The following is a 19,496-nucleotide window of genomic DNA, read 5'->3' on the forward strand; positions in this document are numbered from 1 at the left end:
ACGCTTGCCGCACCGGCCCAGAGCGATGGGACGCGCTGGCTGCGCCGGGCAAATGGCGTTCGGGGCCGCTCATGGCAGTCTCAGCCCGTCAAAAAACGTGGTGACTTCGGCGTCGGGCAAACGGGTGCCGTACACCGCCGCCTGGTAAATCTGGCTACCCCGGGCGAAATACACCGCGCGCATCTGCACCGGACGGTTGTCGTGGGTGGTGCCCTGGGCCCTGAGGCCTTGCGCAGTGGGCGCCCCTGGCACCCGCGCGTCCCACTGGGTTTGGGCGTCAAGCGCCAAAGCCGGGTCTAGCCGAATGGCGGCCAGCGCCGCGCCGCGCCACTGGCCCAGCGCCTCGGGTGCGCGCGCCGCATCGGTCAGGTCGGCCCAGGCCACGGCAAAGGTCAACCCACCGGCGTCGCAGCTATGCATGTGCAAGGTGGTGGGTGCGCCGCCCAGCGGCACCGGGCGCACGGCGCTCTCGGGTTTGCACGGCATGAGCGCCAGCAGGGGCGTGCCGTCGCTGCGCCATTCACGCCAATTGAATGTGGGACTGCAGGCCGACACAGTCCAGGCCAGCAGCAAAAAAGGCAACAGCCCGCGTGACACGGTGCGGCTGGCGCGGGTCGCACCGGCCCGGTTGAAGAGCAACATGGAATTCCAGTAAGGGGGTGACCACGCGTGAGCGACAACCGAACCGCGTCGGGTCGCGCACAATGGCGTTATGAACGCTCTGGATGGTATCCGCATACTTGATTTGTCGCGCGTGCTCGCCGGTCCCTGGTGCACGCAAACCCTGGCCGACCTGGGGGCCGACGTGGTGAAGGTGGAACGCCCGCCGGGCCCGAACCACCCGGGCGGCGACGACACCCGCGGTTGGGGACCGCCGTTTCTGCGAGGGCGCGACGGCGCCGACACCGCCGAGGCGGCTTACTACCTGGGTGCCAACCGCAACAAACGCTCCATCACCTGCGACATTGCCCAGCCTGAAGGCCAGGCGCTGATTCGCGAACTCGCTGCCAAAGCCGATGTATTCGTGGAGAACTACAAGGTCGGCGACATGGCACGCTATGGGCTGGACTTCGCCTCGCTGCACGCCATCAACCCGCGCCTGGTGTACTGCTCCATCACCGGTTTCGGCCAGACCGGCCCCTACAAAGACCGCGCGGGTTACGACTACGCCATTCAGGGCATGGGTGGCCTGATGAGCGTGACCGGCGAACGCGACGATCTGCCCGGTGGCGGCCCACAAAAGGTTGGCGTGGCCGTGGCCGATCTGTTCACCGGGCTCTACGCCACGGTCGCCATTCAGGCAGCGCTGCGCCACGCCGAGCGCACCGGCGAAGGCCAGCACATTGACATGGCGCTGCTGGACACGCAGGTCGCCATGCTCGCCAACCTCGGCGCCAACTACCTGGTGCGCGGCCGCGAAGAGGGCAAAGTGCCCGGACGGGCGGGCAACGCGCACATCAACATCGTGCCCTACCAGGTGTTTGAAGTCGCACCCGATGCCCAAGGCCAGCCGCAACACATCATCTTGGCCGTGGGCAACGACAGCCAGTTCGCCAAATTCTGTGAAGTGGCGGGGCAGCCCGCACTGGGAACCGACGAGCGCTTCGCACGCAACCAAAACCGGGTGCGCCACCGCGACACGCTGGTGCCGTTGCTGGAGTCCATCATGAAAACCCGCAGCAAGACCGACTGGCTGGCGGCACTGGAGGCCGCCAAGGTACCCGGCGGCCCGATCAACAACCTGGCCGAGGTTTTCGCGGACGAACACATCCTGTCGCGTGGCATGGTGCAGCGGTGGGAACACCCCATGGCCGATGCGGTGGACCTGGTGGCCAGCCCGCTCAAGCTCAGCGCCACCCCGGTTCGCAACGACCTGCCTCCTCCCCTGCTGGGCCAACACACCGAAGAAGTGCTGTGCGACTGGTTGAACGCTCCCGCAGAGCGCTTGTCTGAGTTGCAGCAGCGCGGTATTGTTTGAGCCGCCACTGGCCGGGCGCTGCCCCCAACATTCAGCCACACCATGACCACAGCCACACCTGCGCGAGCCACTGCCCCAAAAGCCCATGCCGCCCTGCCCAGCCCGTCTTCCCTGCGGGCGGCAGCCCAGGCGGCTGCGGCGCGCGGGGAACCCCTGGTGGTCATGACCACCCTCACCGGCTGCCCCTATTGCGATCTGGTGCGCAACCACTACCTGCTGCCTATGCGGCGCGATGCCGGCGTGCAGGCGGTGCAGATCGATATACGCGACCGCACCACCAACCTACAAGGTTTTGCCGGCGAAAACACCACGCCCGCTGACCAGGCCCGCGCCTGGAAAGCCCGCTTTGCGCCCACGGTGTTGTTTCTGGGTCCCAACGGACAGGAATTGGCCGAGCGTCTGGTGGGTGTGGCCGTGCCCGACTTTTACGGTGAGTACCTGGAAGCCCGCCTGACCGAGGCGCGCTCCAAATTGAAGTGAGCGCACGCTGACATCACTCGGTTGACGGTGGGGCAAAGCGTTATTTCAAGGCGCCAAATACCTTGCTTAATATGGCGCTGCCGGCACCCACCGGGTCCTGGCGAATCTTGCGCTCTTCCTCGCCAATGATGGTGTACAGGCCGTCGAGTGATTTGCTCGTCACGTACTGTTGAATATTCGCGTCTTCTTTCTTCACCAAACCGATACCCGCCGCTTTGCCGGCAACTTTGTTGTATTTCGCGGCCAGTCCTACTTTTTCAGTGGCCTGCGTCACCACTGGCAAAAACTTCTCTCCGAGCGGGAGACGTGTTTTTTCGGCAAAGAATTGCGTCACCGAGTTGTCGCCACCGGTCAGAATCTTCTTCGCATCGATGACTGACATGCTTTTCACCGCACCCAGCAGCAGGTCTTTGCCCATGGGCACAGCCGCCTCTGCGGCGCGGTTCATGCTGGTCACGAGTTCGTCCACCCGCTTGCCCTGCCCGGTCATCTTCAGCAGTTTGGCCGCATCTTCCAGGAAACCTGGCAGCGGAATGCGCACCTTGGGGTTGCCCAAAAAGCCGTCTGGCTTGCCCAGCAACGCCACGGCCGCCAGCGCACCTTTTTCCAGCGCGGTCTTCAGACCGGCGCTGGCATCTTTGTCGGTCAGGTCCGCCAGCGTGAGGGCGTGCGCCTGTTGGTGGGCTGCCAGTATCAACAAGGCTGTGGCGCTGGCAAGCGACTGGTTAAACTGGCGACGTTGCATGGTGAACTCCTGAAGATAGACGGCATCAGACATTTTCGATTGACCTGAGCACTGTATTCCCGGCACCCTCGAACCACAATGACCCAAGAAACACACTCCCCGGTAGCCCGGCGCGCCCTGCTCTCAGCGGTGGCCGTTCTGGGCTTGGCTTCCACTTTGATGCTGACGGGCTGCGGCACCCGGGACCCGGCGCCCGACTCGACCTTTGTGCTGCTGGACGGCGCCAAGACGACCACTGCCGACCTTAAAGGCAAAGTGACGCTGGTGAATTTCTGGGCCACGACCTGTGTGTCATGCGTCAAAGAAATGCCGGCTCTGGCGTCAACTTACAACAAATACAAGGACCAGGGCTTCGAAACCGTGGCTGTGGCCATGAGCTACGACCCCCCAGCCTGGGTCTTGAATTTCGCCCAAACCAGACAACTGCCGTTCAAAGTGGCGCTCGACAACACCGGCGAGATCGCCCAGAGTTGGGGAGACGTCAAACTCACGCCCACCACCTACCTGGTGGACAAACAAGGGCGCATTGTCAAACGCTATGTGGGTGAGCCCGACTTCGCAGCGCTCCACACACTCATTGAAAAGCTGCTGGCTCAGAGCTGACGGTTTCAATCAACGTTAGAAGGTCTGTTTATCTTAAGACCCCGGTCTTCTTTCAGGGTCCGCACGCACCATCGCTGCGCGGTACTCAGTCTTTCCGATAAACGTCGTTGCAAGCCTTGCAGGTCTGACCCTCAGCGCGAGCGCTGAATGACGTTTTCACATCGTCCAGGTTGCTGGACTTGGCGGCCGCATTCAGCTTCGCTGCCTTATAGTGGCAGGCCACCTACCGCGCGTTAGCCCTTGCGCCCCACTGCCAGCACATGACTGAGACTCCTTCAACCGACATCATCCTTCGGTGGGCCCAAGGCCCAGACGACATCGAGGCAGTTCGGGCCCTTTTCCTGGACTACCAGGCAGACCTTGGCATCGACCTCTGCTTCCAGGGGTTTGCGGCCGAACTGGACGAACTCCCAGGTGCTTACACCACGCCAAACGGCGCCATCGCGTTGGCGCTGGTGGGTGGAAGCCCGGCCGGTTGCTGTGCGTTTCGCCCCTTGGAGGGAAGTGACCACCTGAACGCCTGTGAAATGAAACGCCTGTTCGTGCGTCCGGCGTTCCGCGGTTTCGGCCTTGGGCGCCAGTTGGTGGACCTCATCCTGTCAGAAGCCCGCCTGGCTGGGTACACCAACATGCTGCTGGACACGTTAACAGACATGGAAGCCGCACGCGCCCTCTACCAGGAAGCCGGCTTTTACGAGGTTGCGCCGTATTACCACAACCCCATTGCGGGGGCGCACTACCTCAAGGTCGAGCTCTGACGGCTGCCATAAAAAAAGCCGCGCTGTGTTTACAGCGCGGCTTTTTTGCAGAAAGCGTTGAAGGTCAGACGCCGGCTTTTGCCTGGGCCAACAACGTGTCTGCATCGCTCACTTCAAACTTGCCTGGCCCCTCGACGTTCAGGCTTTTCACCACCCCATCCTGAACCAGCATGGAATAGCGGTTGCTGCGCAAACCCATACCGCGGGCCGTCAGGTCCAGCGTCAGACCGGTGGCCTTGGCGAAATCGGCACTGCCGTCGGCCAGCATACGAACCTTGTCAGCAGTTTTTTGATCACGCGCCCAGGCACCCATCACGAAGGCGTCGTTCACGCTCAGACACCAGATTTCGTCGACACCTGCGGCCTTGAACGCAGCAGCCTGGTCCACAAACCCCGGTACGTGCTTGGCAGAGCAGGTTGGCGTAAAGGCACCGGGCAACGCAAATACGGCGATGGTTTTGCCCGCAGAGGCGGCCTGGACATCAACCGGGTTGGGGCCAACGCTGCAACCATTGCCCTCGACCTCAATGAACTCCATCAACGTAGTCGCCGGAATTTTTTCGCCAATCTGAATCATGCTGTGCTCCTCGTGGTTATGGACCCGCAGGTCTAAAAAACATGGCCTCAAAAAGTGGGGCCTAGAAAGTAAAAAAGCGACCGAAGTATCGGTCGCTTTTCAGATTTGCGCTGCGAACAGCACAAACAAGCTTACACCAGAGCTGCTTTTTGCACCAGGCGGCTGACCACCCAGTTTTTCGTCTTGGAAAGCGGACGGCTTTCGGTGATCTCGATCACGTCGCCCGTCTTGTATTCGCTGTTTTCGTCGTGCGCATGGTATTTGCTCGACTTGGCAACGATCTTGTCGTAAAGCGGGTGCTTCACGCGACGCTCAACCAACACCGTCACGGTCTTGGCACGCTTGTCACTAACCACCTTGCCAACCAAGGTGCGCTTGAGGGATGTTTTAGCTTCCGTCATGGGTTCGCTCCTTATTTGGCCGCAGCAGCGCGCTGCTTCTCGGCCAGGATGGTCTTGGCACGGGCGATGGCGCGACGGGTGTCGCCCAGCGTGGCGTTGTTGTTGAGTTGTTGCGTGGCTTTTTGCATGCGCAGGCCAAAGTGGGCCTTTTGCAGCGATTTCACTTCGGCTTCGAGGCCAGCCACATCCTTCTGGCGCAGTTCAGTAGTTTTCATATGCATGTTCTCCTGAATCACTGACCCAGCAAGCGCGTCACGAACGTGGTGCGCAATGGAAGTTTGGCGGCGGCCAGCGTGAACGCTTCACGAGCCAGCTGCTCCGGCACACCCACGATCTCGTAAAGCACTTTGCCGGGCTGAATCTCAGCCACGTAGTACTCAACCGAGCCCTTACCATTGCCCATACGGACTTCGGCAGGCTTGTTCGAGATCGGCTTGTCCGGGAACACGCGGATCCAGATACGGCCGCCACGCTTCACGTGACGGGAAATCGCACGGCGTGCGGCTTCGATCTGGCGGGCCGTGAGGCGACCGCGATCGGTGGACTTCAGACCGAAGTCACCGAAAGCCACGGTAGCGCCGCTGGTGGCGACGCCCGTGTTGCGGCCTTTTTGCTCTTTACGGTACTTGCGACGAGCAGGTTGCAACATAGTTATTCTCCTTTGCCGTCCGCAGCTGCAGATGCGGGTGCGTCTTTACGAACGCGCTTAACGGCGGGTTTGTCGGTGCCGGTGGTGGCTTCAGCAGGCTTGTCGCTGCCATCGGCCGGTGCGGCATTGGCGCCAGGGCGGCGAACCGCAGCGCGGGCAGGAGGACCTGCTGGACGCTCACGGCGGGGACCGCGCGGACGACGCTCTTCTTCGGCACGGGGTGCCTCGGCAACCACGGGCGCATCATTGCGACCCAGGGTGTCGCCCTTGTAGACCCAGACCTTGACACCAATGATGCCGTAGGTGGTCTTGGCTTCGGACGTGCCGTAGTCGATGTCAGCACGCAGGGTGTGAAGTGGCACACGGCCTTCGCGGTACCACTCGCAGCGTGCAATTTCGATACCGTTCAAACGGCCCGACGACATGATCTTGATGCCAAGGGCACCCAGACGCATGGCGTTTTGCATCGCACGCTTCATGGCGCGGCGGAACATGATGCGCTTTTCGAGCTGCTGCGTGATGCTGTCGGCGATCAGCTTGGCATCGATTTCAGGCTTGCGCACTTCTTCGATGTTGACCGCAACTGGAACGCCCAACTTGGCAGCCAGTTCTTTCTTCAGCTTCTCGATGTCCTCGCCTTTCTTGCCGATCACCACGCCCGGACGGGCCGAGTAAATGGTGATGCGTGCGTTTTTGGCGGGGCGCTCGATCACGACGCGCGAAACGGCGGCGTTCTTTAGCTTGCCCTTGAGGTACTCGCGCACCTTGATGTCTTCGGCCAGCATGCCGGCGAAGTCACGGTTGCTCGCGTACCAGCGGCTGGCCCAGTTGCGCGAAATGGCGAGGCGGAACCCGGTAGGGTTGATTTTCTGTCCCATATTCCTGTGACCTCTTCAGTTGCCAACCGTCACATAGATGTGACAGGTGGGTTTGCTGATGCGGTTGCCGCGGCCTTTGGCGCGGGCCGAGAAGCGCTTGAGCGTGGTGCCTTGCTCGATGTAGATGGTCTTGACCTTCAATTCATCGATGTCAGCGCCGTCGTTGTGCTCGGCGTTGGCAATGGCCGACTCGAGCGCTTTTTTGACGATGCCGGCAGCTTTTTTCTGCGTGAACGCGAGAATGTTCAGTGCCTGGTCAACTTTTTTGCCGCGAATCAAGTCGGCAACCAGTCGGCCTTTGTCCACCGACAGGCGCACGCCGCGAACGACGGAGCGGGTTTCTGTACTCATGGTAGGTCCTTACTTCTTCGCTTTTTTGTCCGCCGGATGGCCTTTGAACGTCCGCGTCTGCGAGAACTCGCCGAGCTTGTGTCCAACCATCTGGTCGGTGATGTACACGGGTACGTGCTGCTTGCCGTTGTGCACGGCAATGGTCAGGCCGATGAAATCGGGCAGGATCATGGAGCGACGGGACCAGGTCTTGACGGGCTTTTTGTCCTTGGTGGACACGGCCTTTTCGACTTTGGCCATCAGGTGATGGTCAACGAAAGGGCCTTTTTTGAGTGAACGAGTCATGTTGTCAACCCTTTACTTCTTGCGACGCGACACGATCATCGACTGCGTACGGCGGTTGTTGCGCGTACGGTAGCCTTTGGTCAGGTTGCCCCATGGATCCACTGGCGCACGGCCTTCGCCGGTCTTGCCTTCGCCGCCACCGTGTGGGTGGTCGATTGGGTTCATGGCGGTACCGCGGACGGTTGGGCGAATACCCATGTGACGCTTCACACCGGCCTTGCCCAACTGGCGCAGGCTGTGTTCCTGGTTGGACACTTCACCAATGGTGGCGCGGCAATCAACGTGGACCTTGCGCACTTCACCCGAGCGCATGCGCACTTGAGCGTAGATGCCTTCGCGAGCCAGCAACACAGCCGAAGCGCCTGCGGAGCGGGCGATTTGGGCGCCTTTACCGACTTGCAGTTCGATGCAGTGAATGGTGGAACCAACCGGGATGTTGCGGATAGGCAGCGTGTTGCCGACGCGGATCGGGGACTCCGAACCGGACAGCAGCGTTGCACCCACCTCAACACCGCGCGGGGCGATGATGTAGCGGCGTTCGCCGTCGGCGTAGCACACCAGCGCGATGTGCGCCGTGCGGTTGGGGTCGTACTCGATACGCTCAACCTTGGCCGGGATGTTGTCCTTGTTGCGACGGAAGTCGACCACGCGGTAGTGGTGCTTGTGACCACCGCCCTTGTGGCGAACTGTGATGTGACCGTTGTTGTTGCGGCCGGCCTTTTGGAACTGAGGTTCCAGCAGGGGCGCAAAACCTTCACCTTTGTGGAGGTGGTCACGCGTAACCTTCACCATGCCACGACGGCCTGGTGAGGTGGGCTTCATCTTGATAACTGCCATGATTAAACAGCCTCCCCGCCGAAGTTCAGCTCTTGACCCGGCATCAGGGTCACATAAGCCTTACGCACGTGATCGCGGCGACCGACGGTCTTGCCGAAACGCTTGGCTTTGCCCTTCTGGTTGAGAACGGAAACGCCCTTGACCTGAACCTTGAACATCAATTCCACAGCGGCCTTGATTTCTGGTTTCGAGGCGTCACGCAGCACCTTGAACAGCACAGCGTTGGTTTGCTCGGCCACTTGCGTGGCTTTTTCCGACACGATCGGTGCTACCAGCACCTGCATCAAGCGGCCTTCGTCGTATTTCGTGACGCTCATGCGAACATCTCCTTGAGCTGGTCAATGGCGCCCTTGGTGACGATCACCTTTTTGTAGTGCACCAAAGACACCGGGTCTGCGTAACGCGGCTCAACAACCAAGATGTTGGGCAGATTGCGCGAAGCCAGGTACAGGTTTTCGTCGACTTCTTCGGCAATCACCAGCACATGGCTCAGGTTCATGGCCTTCAGCTTGTCAGCGAATTGCTTGGTCTTGGGCGAGTCCACCTTCATGGAGTCCACCACAGACAAACGACCTTCGCGAACCAACTGCGAGAAGATCGAAGCCATACCAGCGCGGTACATTTTCTTGTTGATCTTCTGGGTGAAGTTTTCGTCCGGGCTGTTCGGGAAAATACGACCGCCTCCGCGCCACAGCGGGGAAGACGTCATACCGGCGCGGGCGCGACCCGTACCTTTTTGCTTGAACGGCTTCTTCGTCGAGTGCTTGACCTGCTCACGGTCTTTTTGAGCACGCGTACCCTGGCGGGCGTTGGCCTGATAGGCCACAACCAGCTGGTGAATCAGCGCTTCGTTGTAATCGCGACCAAAAACGGTCTCGGGCACGTCCACGTTGGACGATGCTTGACCCTGGTCATTCAGGAGTTCAACTTGCATCAGTTTGCTCCCTTGTTGACTTTGGCTTTGATGGCGGGACGAACGGTCAGGAAACCGCCGTTGCAACCCGGCACCGCACCGCGAATCATCAGCAACTGACGGGCTTCGTCAACGCGGAAAATGTCGAGGTTTTGGATGGTTTTGGTGTCATCGCCCATGTGACCGGTCATTTTCTTGCCGGGGAACACGCGACCTGGGTCTTGTGCCATGGAGATCGAGCCGGGCACGTTGTGCGAACGGCTGTTACCGTGGGACGCGCGCTGCGACTTGAAGTTGTGGCGCTTGATGGTGCCGGCGAAGCCTTTACCGATCGAAGTACCTTGCACGTCCACCTTTTGGCCAGCCGCGAAGATCGCGGTAGCAGCCACCACGGCACCAGGCTGGTACTGGGCGGCAACGTCGGAGGCGACGCGGAATTCTTGGATGATCTCACCCGCTTCAACACCGGCCTTGGCCAGGTGGCCCGCTTCGGGCTTGGTCACGCGTGAGGCACGGCGGGCACCAAAGGTGACCTGCAATGCATCGTAGCCATCATTGGCTTGAGTTTTGACTTGCGTCACACGGTTGTTAGACACGTCGACCACCGTGACAGGAACTGCGTCCCCATCATCGGTGAACAGGCGCATCATGCCCACCTTGCGACCCAACAACCCGAGGGAGTTGCTAAGACTCATTGTTTTCTCCGTTCCCGACTTCAATTGGCCGGGGCTGATGATGCGTCGGCACCCTGTGAAGGACACCGACACGTTTTAAAAATACGGCTGCTGCAAAATTGACAGGCCGCATCGGCAAAGCCGAACCCATCGGACAAAAGTCCGAAAAGCCCGCCAGTATAACCAGCGGGCTTTGTTTCTGCAAGCCCGGCAGCATCGAAATGCCACCGGCCCTACAAAAGCTGCTTACTGCAACTTGATTTCCACGTCCACGCCAGCCGGCAGGTCGAGCTTCATCAAGGCGTCAACCGTTTTGTCGGTTGGGTCCACAATGTCCATCAGACGCTGGTGGGTGCGGATTTCGAGCTGGTCGCGGCTGGTCTTGTTGACGTGCGGCGAACGCAAGATGTCAAAACGCTTCATGCGGGTCGGCAGGGGCACGGGGCCCTTGACGATCGCACCGGTGCGCTTGGCAGTATCAACGATTTCAGCAGCGGAGCTGTCGATCAGTTTGTAGTCAAACGCCTTCAGGCGGATGCGGATTTTTTGCTTGGAAGACATGCGTGCTCCTTAAGCAATGATCTTGGCAACCACACCGGCGCCGACAGTACGACCACCTTCGCGAATGGCGAAGCGCAGGCCTTCTTCCATGGCGATGGGGTTGATCAGCTTCACGGTGATCGACACGTTGTCACCAGGCATCACCATCTCTTTGCCTTCTGGCAGCTCGATGGAGCCGGTCACGTCGGTCGTGCGGAAGTAGAACTGTGGACGGTAGTTGTTGAAGAACGGCGTGTGACGGCCACCCTCGTCTTTGGACAAGACATAGATCTCGCCGGTGAAGTGGGTGTGTGGCTTGATCGTGCCGGGCTTGCACAGCACCTGGCCGCGCTGCACGTCTTCGCGCTTGGTACCGCGCAACAGGATACCGACGTTGTCGCCAGCCTGACCCTGGTCCAGCAGCTTGCGGAACATTTCCACGCCGGTGCAGGTGGTCTTCTGGGTGTCAGCGATACCAACGATTTCGATTTCTTCGCCGACTTTGACGATACCGCGCTCGATACGACCGGTCACCACGGTGCCGCGACCGGAGATGGAAAACACGTCTTCCACGGGCATCAGGAAGGCACCGTCCACAGCGCGGTCTGGCGTTGGGATGTAGGTGTCCAGCGCTTCAGCCAGCTTCATGATGGCCTCTTCACCCAGGGGACCCTTGTCGCCTTCGAGGGCGAGCTTGGCAGAGCCGTGAATGATGGGGGTGGCATCGCCAGGGAACTCGTACTTGTCGAGCAGCTCGCGCACTTCCATTTCCACCAGCTCGAGCAGCTCGGCGTCGTCGACCATGTCGCACTTGTTCAGGAACACGATGATGTAAGGCACGCCCACCTGGCGGGCCAGCAGGATGTGCTCGCGGGTCTGGGGCATGGGGCCGTCAGCGGCCGAGCACACCAGAATAGCGCCGTCCATCTGCGCGGCGCCGGTGATCATGTTTTTCACATAGTCAGCGTGGCCGGGGCAGTCAACGTGGGCGTAATGGCGGTTGGCCGTTTCGTATTCCACGTGGGCGGTGTTGATGGTGATACCGCGGGCCTTCTCTTCCGGAGCCGCATCGATCTGGTCGTAGGCCTTGGCGGAGCCGCCATACTTGGCCGACAGCACGGTGGTGATGGCCGCGGTCAGGGTGGTTTTACCGTGGTCAACGTGACCGATGGTGCCAACGTTGACGTGCGGCTTGGTCCGCTCAAATTTCTCTTTTGCCATTTTTCAATTCCTTAGAAAGAACAAACCCGTGTCACTGGTTTTAGGTCTGCATCACACTGCTGGTTCGCCCCGCACGGGGACAGGGCGGCGCGTGATCGCAGACCGGCTTTGATTCTTGACCCACCCGAGGCAGTTGATGCCTCGGGTTGAGCCCTTTCAAGCGGCTGGTTACTTGGCGCGCGATGCAACGATGGCTTCGGCCACGTTGCGAGGAGCTTCCGAGTAGTGCTTGAATTCCATGGTGTAGCTAGCGCGACCTTGTGTGGCCGAGCGCAGCGAGGTGGAGTAACCGAACATTTCGGACAGGGGCACTTCGGCCTTGATGGCCTTGCCGCCACCCACCATGTCGTCCATACCCTGCACCATGCCGCGGCGGCTGGAGAGGTCACCCATCACGGTACCGGCGTAGTCTTCTGGCGTCTCAACTTCCACGGCCATCATGGGTTCCAGGATGACGGGCTGGGCCTTGCGGCAGCCTTCCTTGAAACCGAAGATGGCAGCCATCTTGAAGGCGAGTTCGTTGGAGTCCACGTCGTGGTACGAACCGAAGTGCAGCGTGACCTTCACGTCCACGACGGGGTAACCCGCCAGCACGCCTTGGCCCAGCGCTTCGATCACGCCCTTTTCGACCGCAGGAATGTACTCGCGCGGAACCACACCACCCTTGATGGCGTCGACGAACTCGAAGCCTTTGCCCGGCTCTTGCGGCTCGATCTTGAGCACCACGTGACCGTACTGACCCTTACCACCGGACTGGCGCACGAACTTGCCTTCGGCATCTTCGATGGTGCCGCGGATGGTTTCGCGGTAGGCCACTTGTGGCTTACCGACGTTGGCCTCGACACCGAATTCGCGGCGCATACGGTCAACAATGATGTCCAGGTGCAACTCGCCCATGCCGGCGATGATGGTCTGACCCGACTCTTCGTCGGTACGAACGCGAAACGATGGATCTTCTGCGGCCAGACGGCCCAGAGCGATGCCCATTTTTTCCTGGTCGGCCTTGGTCTTGGGCTCGACAGCCTGGGCAATCACAGGCTCCGGGAACACCATGCGTTCCAGCATGATGATGGCGGATGGATCGCACAGGGTTTCACCGGTGGTCACGTCCTTCAAGCCCACGCAAGCGGCAATGTCACCGGCGCGAATTTCTTCGACTTCCAGGCGGTTGTTGGCGTGCATCTGAACGATACGGCCAATGCGCTCTTTCTTGCCCTTGACCGCGTTGTAAACGGTGTCGCCTTTTTTGATGACGCCAGAGTACACGCGCACAAACGTCAGCTGACCCACGAACGGATCGGTCATCAGCTTGAATGCCAGTGCGGACAGCTTTTCTTCGTCATCGGCCTTGCGGGTCGTTGGCGCTTCGTCGTCGTCGGTGCCCTTGACGTCCTCAATGTCCACCGGCGAAGGCAGCAGCTCAATAACAGCGTCAAGCATGCGCTGAACACCCTTGTTCTTGAACGCGGTACCGCACAGCATGGGCTGGATTTCACAAGCCAGGGTGCGCGTACGCAGGCCGGCGGTGATCTCTTCTTCGGTCAGCGCTTCGCCACCGAGGTACTTGTCCATCAGCTCTTCGCTGGACTCGGCAGCAGCTTCCACCATTTTCTCGCGCCACTCTTGCGCCAACTCCAGCAACTCGGCCGGGATGTCGGTGAAAGTGAACTTCATACCCTGGGAGGCTTCGTCCCAGATGATGGCTTTCATCTTGCGCAGATCGACCACACCCGTGAAATGCTCTTCAGCACCAATTGGGATCACGATCGGCACAGGGTTCGCCTTCAGGCGCGTCTTCATCTGGTCAACGACCTTGAAGAAGTTGGCGCCGGTACGGTCCATCTTGTTCACAAAAGCCAGGCGTGGCACTTTGTATTTGTTGGCCTGGCGCCAAACGGTTTCGGACTGGGGCTGCACACCGCCCACAGCGCAATACACCATGCAAGCACCGTCCAGCACGCGCATGGAACGCTCCACCTCAATGGTGAAGTCCACGTGGCCGGGGGTGTCGATGATGTTGAAGCGGTGCTCAGGGAAGGCGCCATCCATGCCCTTCCAAAAACAGGTGGTGGCAGCGGACGTGATGGTGATACCACGCTCTTGCTCCTGCTCCATCCAGTCCATGGTGGCGGCGCCGTCGTGCACTTCACCAATCTTGTGGCTCACGCCGGTATAGAAAAGAATGCGCTCGGTGGTGGTGGTCTTGCCGGCGTCAATGTGGGCGGAAATACCGATATTGCGGTACCGCTCCAGTGGCGTAACTCGTGCCATGAAAATACTCCTGAATAAGGCAAGCCCGCCACCCTTTATTGGGGTCCGCGGGCTCGCTTGAACTGACGATGGGAACGGGTCTTAGAAGCGGAAGTGGCTGAAAGCCTTGTTGGCTTCGGCCATGCGGTGCACTTCGTCACGCTTCTTCATGGCGCCACCACGGCCTTCGGTGGCCTCGACCAGCTCATTGGCCAGGCGCATGGCCATGGACTTCTCGCTGCGCTTGCGCGCGGCTTCCTTGATCCAGCGCATGGACAACGCCAGGCGACGGACAGGGCGCACTTCAACGGGCACCTGGTAGTTGGCACCACCCACGCGGCGGGACTTGACTTCCACCATGGGCTTGACGTTGTTGATGGCGTTCGAGAAGATTTCGACCGGGTCTTTACCGGTCTTCTTTTCGATCTGCTCCAAGGCACCGTAAATGATGCGCTCGGCGACAGCTTTTTTGCCGCCCTCCATGATCACGTTCATGAATTTGGAGAGCTCGACGTTGCCGAACTTGGGATCCGGCAGGATTTCACGTTTAGGGACTTCGCGACGACGTGGCATTATTTCACCTCATAAAACTTCAGTTGGCGTCTTTTCAAACACCGCGAGGGTCAGTGGAACCCTCACTTACTCGACCCACACGGAACATTCCGCGCTTCGGGTCACAACGCTGAATCACCGCGCCACGCGGGAAACAGCAACTGGATATCCGGACGAAGCAGGGCTTATTTGGCCTTGGGCTTCTTCGCACCGTACTTGGAGCGCGACTGCTTGCGGTCTTTCACGCCTTGCAAGTCGAGCGAACCACGCACGATGTGGTAACGCACACCGGGCAAGTCCTTGACACGACCACCACGAACCAGCACGACGCTGTGTTCCTGGAGGTTGTGGCCTTCGCCGCCGATGTAGGAGATGACCTCAAAACCGTTGGTCAGACGCACTTTGGCGACTTTACGCAGAGCGGAGTTGGGCTTCTTTGGGGTCGTGGTGTACACACGGGTGCACACACCGCGACGCTGCGGAGAGTTTTCCATGGCCGGGCTCTTGGATTTGGTCTTTTCGACCTCCCGGCCGTGGCGCACGAGTTGATTGATAGTTGGCATGAAACGTCCCTAAACGTTTAGAAAAAAGCAAAAACGGATACTTCCCGGAAGATTCCGAAAAGCCCTCGACTGTAGCACGGGCTCAATTTTCTGGCAAATCAAATGAACTTGGCGCACCTCAAGCTGGCCGCTTGAGTGGTGCTTCTGCCGAAAGCTGGCGTCGCAGCCTCCCCGCGACTCACTGGATCCAAAGGCGCAAAGCATCCCAGGCGCGGCCGATCACGCCACTTTCTTCCACCGTTTCGAGCACGGTGAGTGGCCTTTCGGTGACCAGCGCACCGCTGGCCAGGCTGACGCGCAACGTGCCCACGGATTGCCCCTGCAAGAGCGGCGCCACCAGAGGATCGGGCCGCACAATCTCGGTTTTCAGACGCCCACCTTCACCGGCAGGCACCGAAACCACCACGCCGTCAGGCTGACCCAGCTTCACCAGGGGAGCCTTGCCTTTCCAGACCCGCGGCGTGGCCACGGGCGCTCCCGCAGGGAACAGACGCACCGCATCGAAGGCGGTGTAACCCCAGTTCAGCAACTTTTGGCTTTCGGCTGCGCGTGCGTTTTCACTGGAAGCGCCCAGCAACACGCTGAGCAAACGGCGCTGGCCCTGAGCACCTGTGCCGAGCGCTGGCACCTGCCGCCGGGCGGTCGCCACCAGGCAGTAGCCAGCCGCGTTGGTGTGGCCCGTTTTCAACCCGTCGACGCTGGGGTCGCGAAACAGCAACAGGTTGCGGTTGGTGTCGTTGGCGGCCGGCGTACCCGGGTAGCGGTAGCGCTGGATGGCGTAGTAGGGCACGTAGTCGGGAAAATCGCGCATGAGACGGGTGGCCAGCGTGGCCAGGTCCCGCGCCGTGGTGGTGTGGCCGGCAACGGTCAGGCCTTCGGGGTTTTTGAAGCTGCTGCTGGACATGCCCAGCGCTTTGGCTTGCTCGTTCATCATCTGGACGAAGCGTTCGACGGAACCTCCCACGCCCTCGGCCAGCGCCACGGTGGCGTCGTTGCCCGACTGCACGATCATGCCCTTGATGAGGTCTTCCACCGGCACCTGCATCTTGGGGTCAATGAACATGCGCGAGCCGGGCATTTTCCAGGCCCGCTCGCTCACGGGAAAGGTTTGGGTCAAGCTGATCTTGCCGGCCTTGAGCGCATCAAACACCAGGTAAGCGGACATCAGCTTGGTGAGAGAGGCCGGCTCAACCGGCTGGTCGGGGTCTTTGGCCGCCAGCACCTGGCCCGACGTGAGATCGAGCAGCAAGTAGGCTTTGGCAGCAACCTCGGGTGGCTGCGACAACTGGGCGGCTGCCGGAAAAACCGCCAGCGCTGACAAAGATAGGAACAACACACGGAGAAACAATCGACGCAACAAAACGCTGTCCTTGGATGAAGAAAAAAAAGAAAGTGAACGGACTAGCCAGCATCAGGCGCGCAGGTGGCGCAGCACCAGATCGCGCAGCAACGGCAGCTGCCCGTGGAAGAAATGACCGCCACCGGGCACCACCAGCACCGGCAGCACCTGGGGCCTAGCCCAGTCCAATACAGACGCGAGCGGCACGGTATCGTCCTGCTCGCCATGAATGACCAGTGTGCGGCCATGGAGTTCCGCAGCGACCTCGGCCACCGAGAAACGGCTGGCCGCGGTACCGACCAGCACCAGGCGCTGCAGGTCGCGCGTGCTCTGCACCCGCGCGGCGGCGTGGCTGGTCACAAAAGCCCCAAACGAAAACCCCGCCAGGCACAACGGCCCCTCGGGAGCCTGCTCGGCAACCACGGCGAGCAGATCGTCCAGCTCACCCCGTCCCTCGTCATAGACTCCCTCGCTGCGCCCCACCCCTCGGAAATTGAACCGCACAGCGGTCCAGCCAGCCATCACGCAAGCGCGTGCCAAAGTCTGCACCACTTTGTTGGACAAGGTGCCGCCGTGCAGGGGATGGGGGTGAGCGATCACCGCCACGCCTAAAGCGGCATCGGCGGGTCGGTCAATGGCAATCTCCAGCCGACCGGCTGGGCCGTCCTGCAGCAGGTATTCGGTCTGAGCATTCATGATGCCAACTCCGGGGAAAGAGCGCAAAAGCCCGCGTCTGCTGGGGCTGCGCAAAGAAGAATGGGATCAGCGGCCGACGTCGGACGGCGTCACCAGACGCTGCACCACCACGCCATCGCGCAGATGCGATTGCACGATCTCGTCGATGTCGCTCTCGTCGACGTAGCTGTACCAAACCGCCTCCGGGTAGACCACGGCAATGGGACCGCCTGCACAGCGGTCCAGACACCCGGCCTTGTTGACCCGCACCTTGCCCGGGCCCAGCAGGCCCTGTGCTTTGGCCTGCGACTTGCAACGGTCAAACGCCGCCTGCGCCTTGTGTTGGGCACAACACGCTTCGCTGCCCTCACGCTGGTTCAGGCAGAAGAAAATGTGGCGCTCGTAATAAGACTTGTTTTCAGGCATGGCGCTGATTTTAGTGTGCGCTCACCGCGCGGCGGGCTGGCGAAGCACCGCACGCACGCCAAAAACCAGGGCGGCAAACGGCCACAGCCAGCCCAGCCATTGAGAGAGCCCATGAAACCGAATGAACCGGCCTTGCTCCCATACTTCCAGCGACTGCGCGAAATACGGACTGGCCGGCGCCCGGTTCAGCAGGCTCAAGGACACCGCCAGGCTCAGCAACATGGCCACCGTGCAAACCCTGCGCGGCAAAGCCAGCAGCGCCATGGCCCCCAGCATGGCCAAGACCAACCCCATGCCCGCGGGCGGACTGATCCAGGACCAGGCATGCGTTGGGCCGTAAGTCAGCGCCGAGGACAAGGATGCTGTTGCCGCAGCGCAGAGAAACAAGAGCCACGCAAAGATCAAACGGCGCAGCACCGAACGCAGGTCGGCGTACCCCATCAGCAAGGGCGCCAGCAGACACAAGGCGACACAAAAAGCCTCGGCCAGCGGGCTCAAAGGCAAGGGTTGCTGGGCACGCAGGGGCAACCATTCCAGAAAAGGGGTTTCTGCCAACAGGCGTCGCAACCCGGCTTCCAGGCGTTCCGCCACCTGGCCCAGGCCGAAGGGCACCGACACGGGGTACAGCAAAGCAAACGGCCACAAGGCCAGCAAAACCAGCCCGCCATGGGCGCCGGGGTCGAACCAGTCGGCACGAAACTGGCTCCAGCGGCGCAAGCCTCCCAGCCGCTCCAGCACCCACGCGGTGCTCGCGCCCGCCACAGCACCTGTGGCATTGAGGGCGAAGTCCACATTGGAAGGCACGCGCATGGGCAGGTAATTTTGCAGCGCCTCGATGGCAAGAGAGAGCAAGGCCGACAGACACACCGCCAGCGGCCAGGCCGCGCGTGACCACCCGGAGCGCAACAGCGCAAGCGCCAACAAAAAGCCGAGCGGTGCATACCCAACAAGGTTGGCCCCCACGTCAAAGCCCGTCCAGTATTGGGGCAGCGGAGCGTGCAAAAACGCCAGCGGGGCAACGCCCTGAAAACGCCAGCCCGTGAAAGGGTAGAAGCTGGCGTACACCACCAACCCCGCAAACAGCAGGGCCAGCGGCCAGGCAGATGAGCGGGTATTCAATCTAGCGACGGCCGCTGGGCCGATCCGATGGGGCCGCAGAAGGGTGCAGTTGACGGGTGCCGGCAAGCAGGTCCGATACAGCCCGGGCACCCCAGGGCTGCGTCAACCGGTCAACGACCTGCACCATATGCCGAGCCTCAAAAAGGCTTGACCACCACCAGCACCACCACCACCACGAGCATGATCACGGGCGCTTCGTTGAACCAGCGGTACCACACGTGGCTGCGCCGGTTGCTGCCGCTCTCAAACTTGCGCAGCATGACGCCGCAGGCATGGTGGTAACCGAGGATCAGGACCACCACGGCCAGCTTGGCGTGCATCCAGCCGTTGCCAGGCCCCCAGCCAAAGCCCCAGCCGACTGGCGCAGGAAGCCACATCCACAAGCCCAGCGCCAACGCCGGCACGGCCAGCAAGGTGGTGAAACGCATCAGCTTGCGCGCCATGAGCAGCAGGCGCTGCCGCTCGGCCACGCTTTCGGGCGGCACCATGGCCAGATTGACAAAGATGCGCGGCAGGTAAAAAAGACCAGCAAACCAGCTGGCGATGAACACGATGTGGAAGGATTTGACCCAGAGCATGGTGGCAGTGTAGCCGCGCACCCCGCGCACCCCGCGCACCACCCGCTGCTTGGCAACAGCGTTGAAAACGGTGGCGAAAAAAAACCCGGCCCACAGGGCCGGGT

At 60.9% G+C, this 19,496-nt stretch carries 27 protein-coding genes; 4 read left to right on the forward strand and 23 right to left on the reverse strand.

All coding sequences use genetic code 11. The features are described 5' to 3' along the window. Positions 1-69 precede the first annotated feature (69 nt). The gene (locus AC4QBL_RS16140) at positions 70-642 is read right to left on the reverse strand and encodes a hypothetical protein (RefSeq protein WP_472908143.1); all 573 of its coding nucleotides are present in this window, start codon (positions 640-642) and stop codon (positions 70-72) included. Positions 643-712: 70 nt separating this feature from the next. Between AC4QBL_RS16140 and AC4QBL_RS16145 the strand changes: the two genes are divergently transcribed. Then, positions 713-1,978 carry a CaiB/BaiF CoA transferase family protein gene (locus tag AC4QBL_RS16145; RefSeq protein ID WP_472908144.1) on the forward strand — a complete coding sequence of 422 codons (1,266 nt, stop codon included), beginning with the start codon at positions 713-715 and terminating at the stop codon, positions 1,976-1,978. A 42-nt stretch (positions 1,979-2,020) separates the two neighbouring features. Further along, positions 2,021-2,458: a thioredoxin fold domain-containing protein gene (locus AC4QBL_RS16150; RefSeq protein WP_472900129.1), complete on the forward strand. Its 438-nt coding sequence runs from the start codon at positions 2,021-2,023 to the stop codon at positions 2,456-2,458. A 40-nt stretch (positions 2,459-2,498) separates the two neighbouring features. On the opposite strand, the gene AC4QBL_RS16155 is transcribed toward AC4QBL_RS16150, so the two are convergent. Next, positions 2,499-3,203 carry a DUF4197 domain-containing protein gene (locus AC4QBL_RS16155; protein WP_472908145.1) on the reverse strand — a complete coding sequence of 235 codons (705 nt, stop codon included), beginning with the start codon at positions 3,201-3,203 and terminating at the stop codon, positions 2,499-2,501. A gap of 78 nt (positions 3,204-3,281) precedes the next feature. On the opposite strand from AC4QBL_RS16155, the gene AC4QBL_RS16160 reads away from it, so the two are divergent. Together AC4QBL_RS16160 and AC4QBL_RS16165 are read left to right on the forward strand one after the other, a co-directional pair. Then, positions 3,282-3,806 (forward strand): TlpA family protein disulfide reductase, encoded by a 525-nt coding sequence (locus AC4QBL_RS16160; protein ID WP_371136586.1) that lies wholly within the window; start codon positions 3,282-3,284, stop codon positions 3,804-3,806. 260 nt (positions 3,807-4,066) lie between these two features. Continuing rightward, entirely contained in the window at positions 4,067-4,564 is a 498-nt protein-coding gene (locus tag AC4QBL_RS16165) for a GNAT family N-acetyltransferase (RefSeq protein WP_305659988.1), read from the forward strand. A 64-nt stretch (positions 4,565-4,628) separates the two neighbouring features. Here AC4QBL_RS16165 and AC4QBL_RS16170 read toward each other — a convergent pair whose 3' ends face one another. The 21 genes from AC4QBL_RS16170 to AC4QBL_RS16270 all read right to left on the reverse strand — a co-directional run bounded on the left by AC4QBL_RS16170 (position 4,629) and on the right by AC4QBL_RS16270 (position 19,392). Continuing rightward, a complete protein-coding gene (locus AC4QBL_RS16170) occupies positions 4,629-5,141 on the reverse strand; it encodes a peroxiredoxin (protein ID WP_472908146.1) in 513 nt (170 codons plus the stop codon). A 131-nt stretch (positions 5,142-5,272) separates the two neighbouring features. Next, entirely contained in the window at positions 5,273-5,542 is a 270-nt protein-coding gene (rpsQ, locus tag AC4QBL_RS16175; protein WP_322304771.1) for a 30S ribosomal protein S17, read from the reverse strand. An 11-nt stretch (positions 5,543-5,553) separates the two neighbouring features. Beyond that, positions 5,554-5,757 (reverse strand): 50S ribosomal protein L29, encoded by a 204-nt coding sequence (gene rpmC, locus AC4QBL_RS16180; protein ID WP_304835036.1) that lies wholly within the window; start codon positions 5,755-5,757, stop codon positions 5,554-5,556. A gap of 17 nt (positions 5,758-5,774) precedes the next feature. Further along, positions 5,775-6,191, reverse strand: coding sequence for a 50S ribosomal protein L16 (gene rplP, locus AC4QBL_RS16185; RefSeq protein WP_304835037.1), 417 nt, complete (start codon positions 6,189-6,191; stop codon positions 5,775-5,777). A gap of 2 nt (positions 6,192-6,193) precedes the next feature. Further along, positions 6,194-7,069: a 30S ribosomal protein S3 gene (rpsC, locus tag AC4QBL_RS16190; RefSeq protein WP_439112196.1), complete on the reverse strand. Its 876-nt coding sequence runs from the start codon at positions 7,067-7,069 to the stop codon at positions 6,194-6,196. Positions 7,070-7,084: 15 nt separating this feature from the next. After that, positions 7,085-7,420 carry a 50S ribosomal protein L22 gene (gene rplV / locus AC4QBL_RS16195; RefSeq protein WP_439112197.1) on the reverse strand — a complete coding sequence of 112 codons (336 nt, stop codon included), beginning with the start codon at positions 7,418-7,420 and terminating at the stop codon, positions 7,085-7,087. A gap of 9 nt (positions 7,421-7,429) precedes the next feature. Next, entirely contained in the window at positions 7,430-7,705 is a 276-nt protein-coding gene (gene rpsS / locus AC4QBL_RS16200; RefSeq protein WP_304835043.1) for a 30S ribosomal protein S19, read from the reverse strand. Between the two features lie 12 nt (positions 7,706-7,717). Then, positions 7,718-8,542, reverse strand: coding sequence for a 50S ribosomal protein L2 (gene rplB, locus AC4QBL_RS16205; RefSeq protein WP_304835046.1), 825 nt, complete (start codon positions 8,540-8,542; stop codon positions 7,718-7,720). Between the two features lie 2 nt (positions 8,543-8,544). Further along, positions 8,545-8,859, reverse strand: coding sequence for a 50S ribosomal protein L23 (gene rplW / locus AC4QBL_RS16210; protein WP_304835048.1), 315 nt, complete (start codon positions 8,857-8,859; stop codon positions 8,545-8,547). Beyond that, on the reverse strand, positions 8,856-9,476 hold the full coding sequence (gene rplD / locus AC4QBL_RS16215) for a 50S ribosomal protein L4 (RefSeq protein ID WP_304835050.1): 621 nt from the start codon (positions 9,474-9,476) through the stop codon (positions 8,856-8,858). Before rplD ends, rplW begins: the two co-directional genes overlap by 4 nt. After that, a complete protein-coding gene (rplC, locus tag AC4QBL_RS16220; RefSeq protein ID WP_304835053.1) occupies positions 9,476-10,150 on the reverse strand; it encodes a 50S ribosomal protein L3 in 675 nt (224 codons plus the stop codon). The genes rplD and rplC overlap by 1 nt, the downstream gene beginning before the upstream one ends. 225 nt (positions 10,151-10,375) lie before the next feature. Further along, complete coding sequence (gene rpsJ, locus AC4QBL_RS16225; protein WP_304828262.1) at positions 10,376-10,690, reverse strand: 30S ribosomal protein S10; 315 nt, start codon at positions 10,688-10,690, stop codon at positions 10,376-10,378. Between the two features lie 9 nt (positions 10,691-10,699). Beyond that, positions 10,700-11,890: an elongation factor Tu gene (gene tuf / locus AC4QBL_RS16230; RefSeq protein WP_472900126.1), complete on the reverse strand. Its 1,191-nt coding sequence runs from the start codon at positions 11,888-11,890 to the stop codon at positions 10,700-10,702. 168 nt (positions 11,891-12,058) lie between these two features. Further along, positions 12,059-14,161, reverse strand: coding sequence for an elongation factor G (fusA, locus tag AC4QBL_RS16235; RefSeq protein ID WP_472900125.1), 2,103 nt, complete (start codon positions 14,159-14,161; stop codon positions 12,059-12,061). An 81-nt stretch (positions 14,162-14,242) separates the two neighbouring features. Further along, complete coding sequence (gene rpsG / locus AC4QBL_RS16240; RefSeq protein ID WP_439112201.1) at positions 14,243-14,713, reverse strand: 30S ribosomal protein S7; 471 nt, start codon at positions 14,711-14,713, stop codon at positions 14,243-14,245. A 164-nt stretch (positions 14,714-14,877) separates the two neighbouring features. Then, a complete protein-coding gene (rpsL, locus tag AC4QBL_RS16245) occupies positions 14,878-15,255 on the reverse strand; it encodes a 30S ribosomal protein S12 (RefSeq protein ID WP_056266875.1) in 378 nt (125 codons plus the stop codon). 178 nt (positions 15,256-15,433) lie between these two features. Beyond that, a complete protein-coding gene (locus tag AC4QBL_RS16250) occupies positions 15,434-16,612 on the reverse strand; it encodes a D-alanyl-D-alanine carboxypeptidase family protein (protein WP_472908278.1) in 1,179 nt (392 codons plus the stop codon). A 54-nt stretch (positions 16,613-16,666) separates the two neighbouring features. After that, positions 16,667-17,290: an alpha/beta hydrolase gene (locus AC4QBL_RS16255; RefSeq protein ID WP_472900124.1), complete on the reverse strand. Its 624-nt coding sequence runs from the start codon at positions 17,288-17,290 to the stop codon at positions 16,667-16,669. A gap of 66 nt (positions 17,291-17,356) precedes the next feature. Then, positions 17,357-17,695 carry a (2Fe-2S) ferredoxin domain-containing protein gene (locus AC4QBL_RS16260; RefSeq protein WP_472900123.1) on the reverse strand — a complete coding sequence of 113 codons (339 nt, stop codon included), beginning with the start codon at positions 17,693-17,695 and terminating at the stop codon, positions 17,357-17,359. 21 nt (positions 17,696-17,716) lie between these two features. Next, positions 17,717-18,814 (reverse strand): VanZ family protein, encoded by a 1,098-nt coding sequence (locus tag AC4QBL_RS16265; RefSeq protein WP_472900122.1) that lies wholly within the window; start codon positions 18,812-18,814, stop codon positions 17,717-17,719. Between the two features lie 137 nt (positions 18,815-18,951). Next, positions 18,952-19,392, reverse strand: coding sequence for a CopD family protein (locus AC4QBL_RS16270; RefSeq protein ID WP_472908275.1), 441 nt, complete (start codon positions 19,390-19,392; stop codon positions 18,952-18,954). Positions 19,393-19,496: the final 104 nt, after the last annotated feature.

Source organism: Hydrogenophaga sp. L99 (assembly GCF_058731905.1).

Bases quoted from the DNA above. Each gene is read 5' to 3' on its own strand.
- AC4QBL_RS16140 (WP_472908143.1), bottom strand. From the start codon at position 642: ATGTTGCTCTTCAACCGGGCCGGTGCGACCCGCGCCAGCCGCACCGTG.
- AC4QBL_RS16145 (WP_472908144.1), top strand. From the start codon at position 713: ATGAACGCTCTGGATGGTATCCGCATACTTGATTTGTCGCGCGTGCTC.
- AC4QBL_RS16150 (WP_472900129.1), top strand. From the start codon at position 2,021: ATGACCACAGCCACACCTGCGCGAGCCACTGCCCCAAAAGCCCATGCC.
- AC4QBL_RS16155 (WP_472908145.1), bottom strand. From the start codon at position 3,203: ATGCAACGTCGCCAGTTTAACCAGTCGCTTGCCAGCGCCACAGCCTTG.
- AC4QBL_RS16160 (WP_371136586.1), top strand. From the start codon at position 3,282: ATGACCCAAGAAACACACTCCCCGGTAGCCCGGCGCGCCCTGCTCTCA.
- AC4QBL_RS16165 (WP_305659988.1), top strand. From the start codon at position 4,067: ATGACTGAGACTCCTTCAACCGACATCATCCTTCGGTGGGCCCAAGGC.
- AC4QBL_RS16170 (WP_472908146.1), bottom strand. From the start codon at position 5,141: ATGATTCAGATTGGCGAAAAAATTCCGGCGACTACGTTGATGGAGTTC.
- rpsQ (WP_322304771.1), bottom strand. From the start codon at position 5,542: ATGACGGAAGCTAAAACATCCCTCAAGCGCACCTTGGTTGGCAAGGTG.
- rpmC (WP_304835036.1), bottom strand. From the start codon at position 5,757: ATGAAAACTACTGAACTGCGCCAGAAGGATGTGGCTGGCCTCGAAGCC.
- rplP (WP_304835037.1), bottom strand. From the start codon at position 6,191: ATGTTGCAACCTGCTCGTCGCAAGTACCGTAAAGAGCAAAAAGGCCGC.
- rpsC (WP_439112196.1), bottom strand. From the start codon at position 7,069: ATGGGACAGAAAATCAACCCTACCGGGTTCCGCCTCGCCATTTCGCGC.
- rplV (WP_439112197.1), bottom strand. From the start codon at position 7,420: ATGAGTACAGAAACCCGCTCCGTCGTTCGCGGCGTGCGCCTGTCGGTG.
- rpsS (WP_304835043.1), bottom strand. From the start codon at position 7,705: ATGACTCGTTCACTCAAAAAAGGCCCTTTCGTTGACCATCACCTGATG.
- rplB (WP_304835046.1), bottom strand. From the start codon at position 8,542: ATGGCAGTTATCAAGATGAAGCCCACCTCACCAGGCCGTCGTGGCATG.
- rplW (WP_304835048.1), bottom strand. From the start codon at position 8,859: ATGAGCGTCACGAAATACGACGAAGGCCGCTTGATGCAGGTGCTGGTA.
- rplD (WP_304835050.1), bottom strand. From the start codon at position 9,476: ATGCAAGTTGAACTCCTGAATGACCAGGGTCAAGCATCGTCCAACGTG.
- rplC (WP_304835053.1), bottom strand. From the start codon at position 10,150: ATGAGTCTTAGCAACTCCCTCGGGTTGTTGGGTCGCAAGGTGGGCATG.
- rpsJ (WP_304828262.1), bottom strand. From the start codon at position 10,690: ATGTCTTCCAAGCAAAAAATCCGCATCCGCCTGAAGGCGTTTGACTAC.
- tuf (WP_472900126.1), bottom strand. From the start codon at position 11,890: ATGGCAAAAGAGAAATTTGAGCGGACCAAGCCGCACGTCAACGTTGGC.
- fusA (WP_472900125.1), bottom strand. From the start codon at position 14,161: ATGGCACGAGTTACGCCACTGGAGCGGTACCGCAATATCGGTATTTCC.
- rpsG (WP_439112201.1), bottom strand. From the start codon at position 14,713: ATGCCACGTCGTCGCGAAGTCCCTAAACGTGAAATCCTGCCGGATCCC.
- rpsL (WP_056266875.1), bottom strand. From the start codon at position 15,255: ATGCCAACTATCAATCAACTCGTGCGCCACGGCCGGGAGGTCGAAAAG.
- AC4QBL_RS16255 (WP_472900124.1), bottom strand. From the start codon at position 17,290: ATGAATGCTCAGACCGAATACCTGCTGCAGGACGGCCCAGCCGGTCGG.
- AC4QBL_RS16260 (WP_472900123.1), bottom strand. From the start codon at position 17,695: ATGCCTGAAAACAAGTCTTATTACGAGCGCCACATTTTCTTCTGCCTG.
- AC4QBL_RS16270 (WP_472908275.1), bottom strand. From the start codon at position 19,392: ATGCTCTGGGTCAAATCCTTCCACATCGTGTTCATCGCCAGCTGGTTT.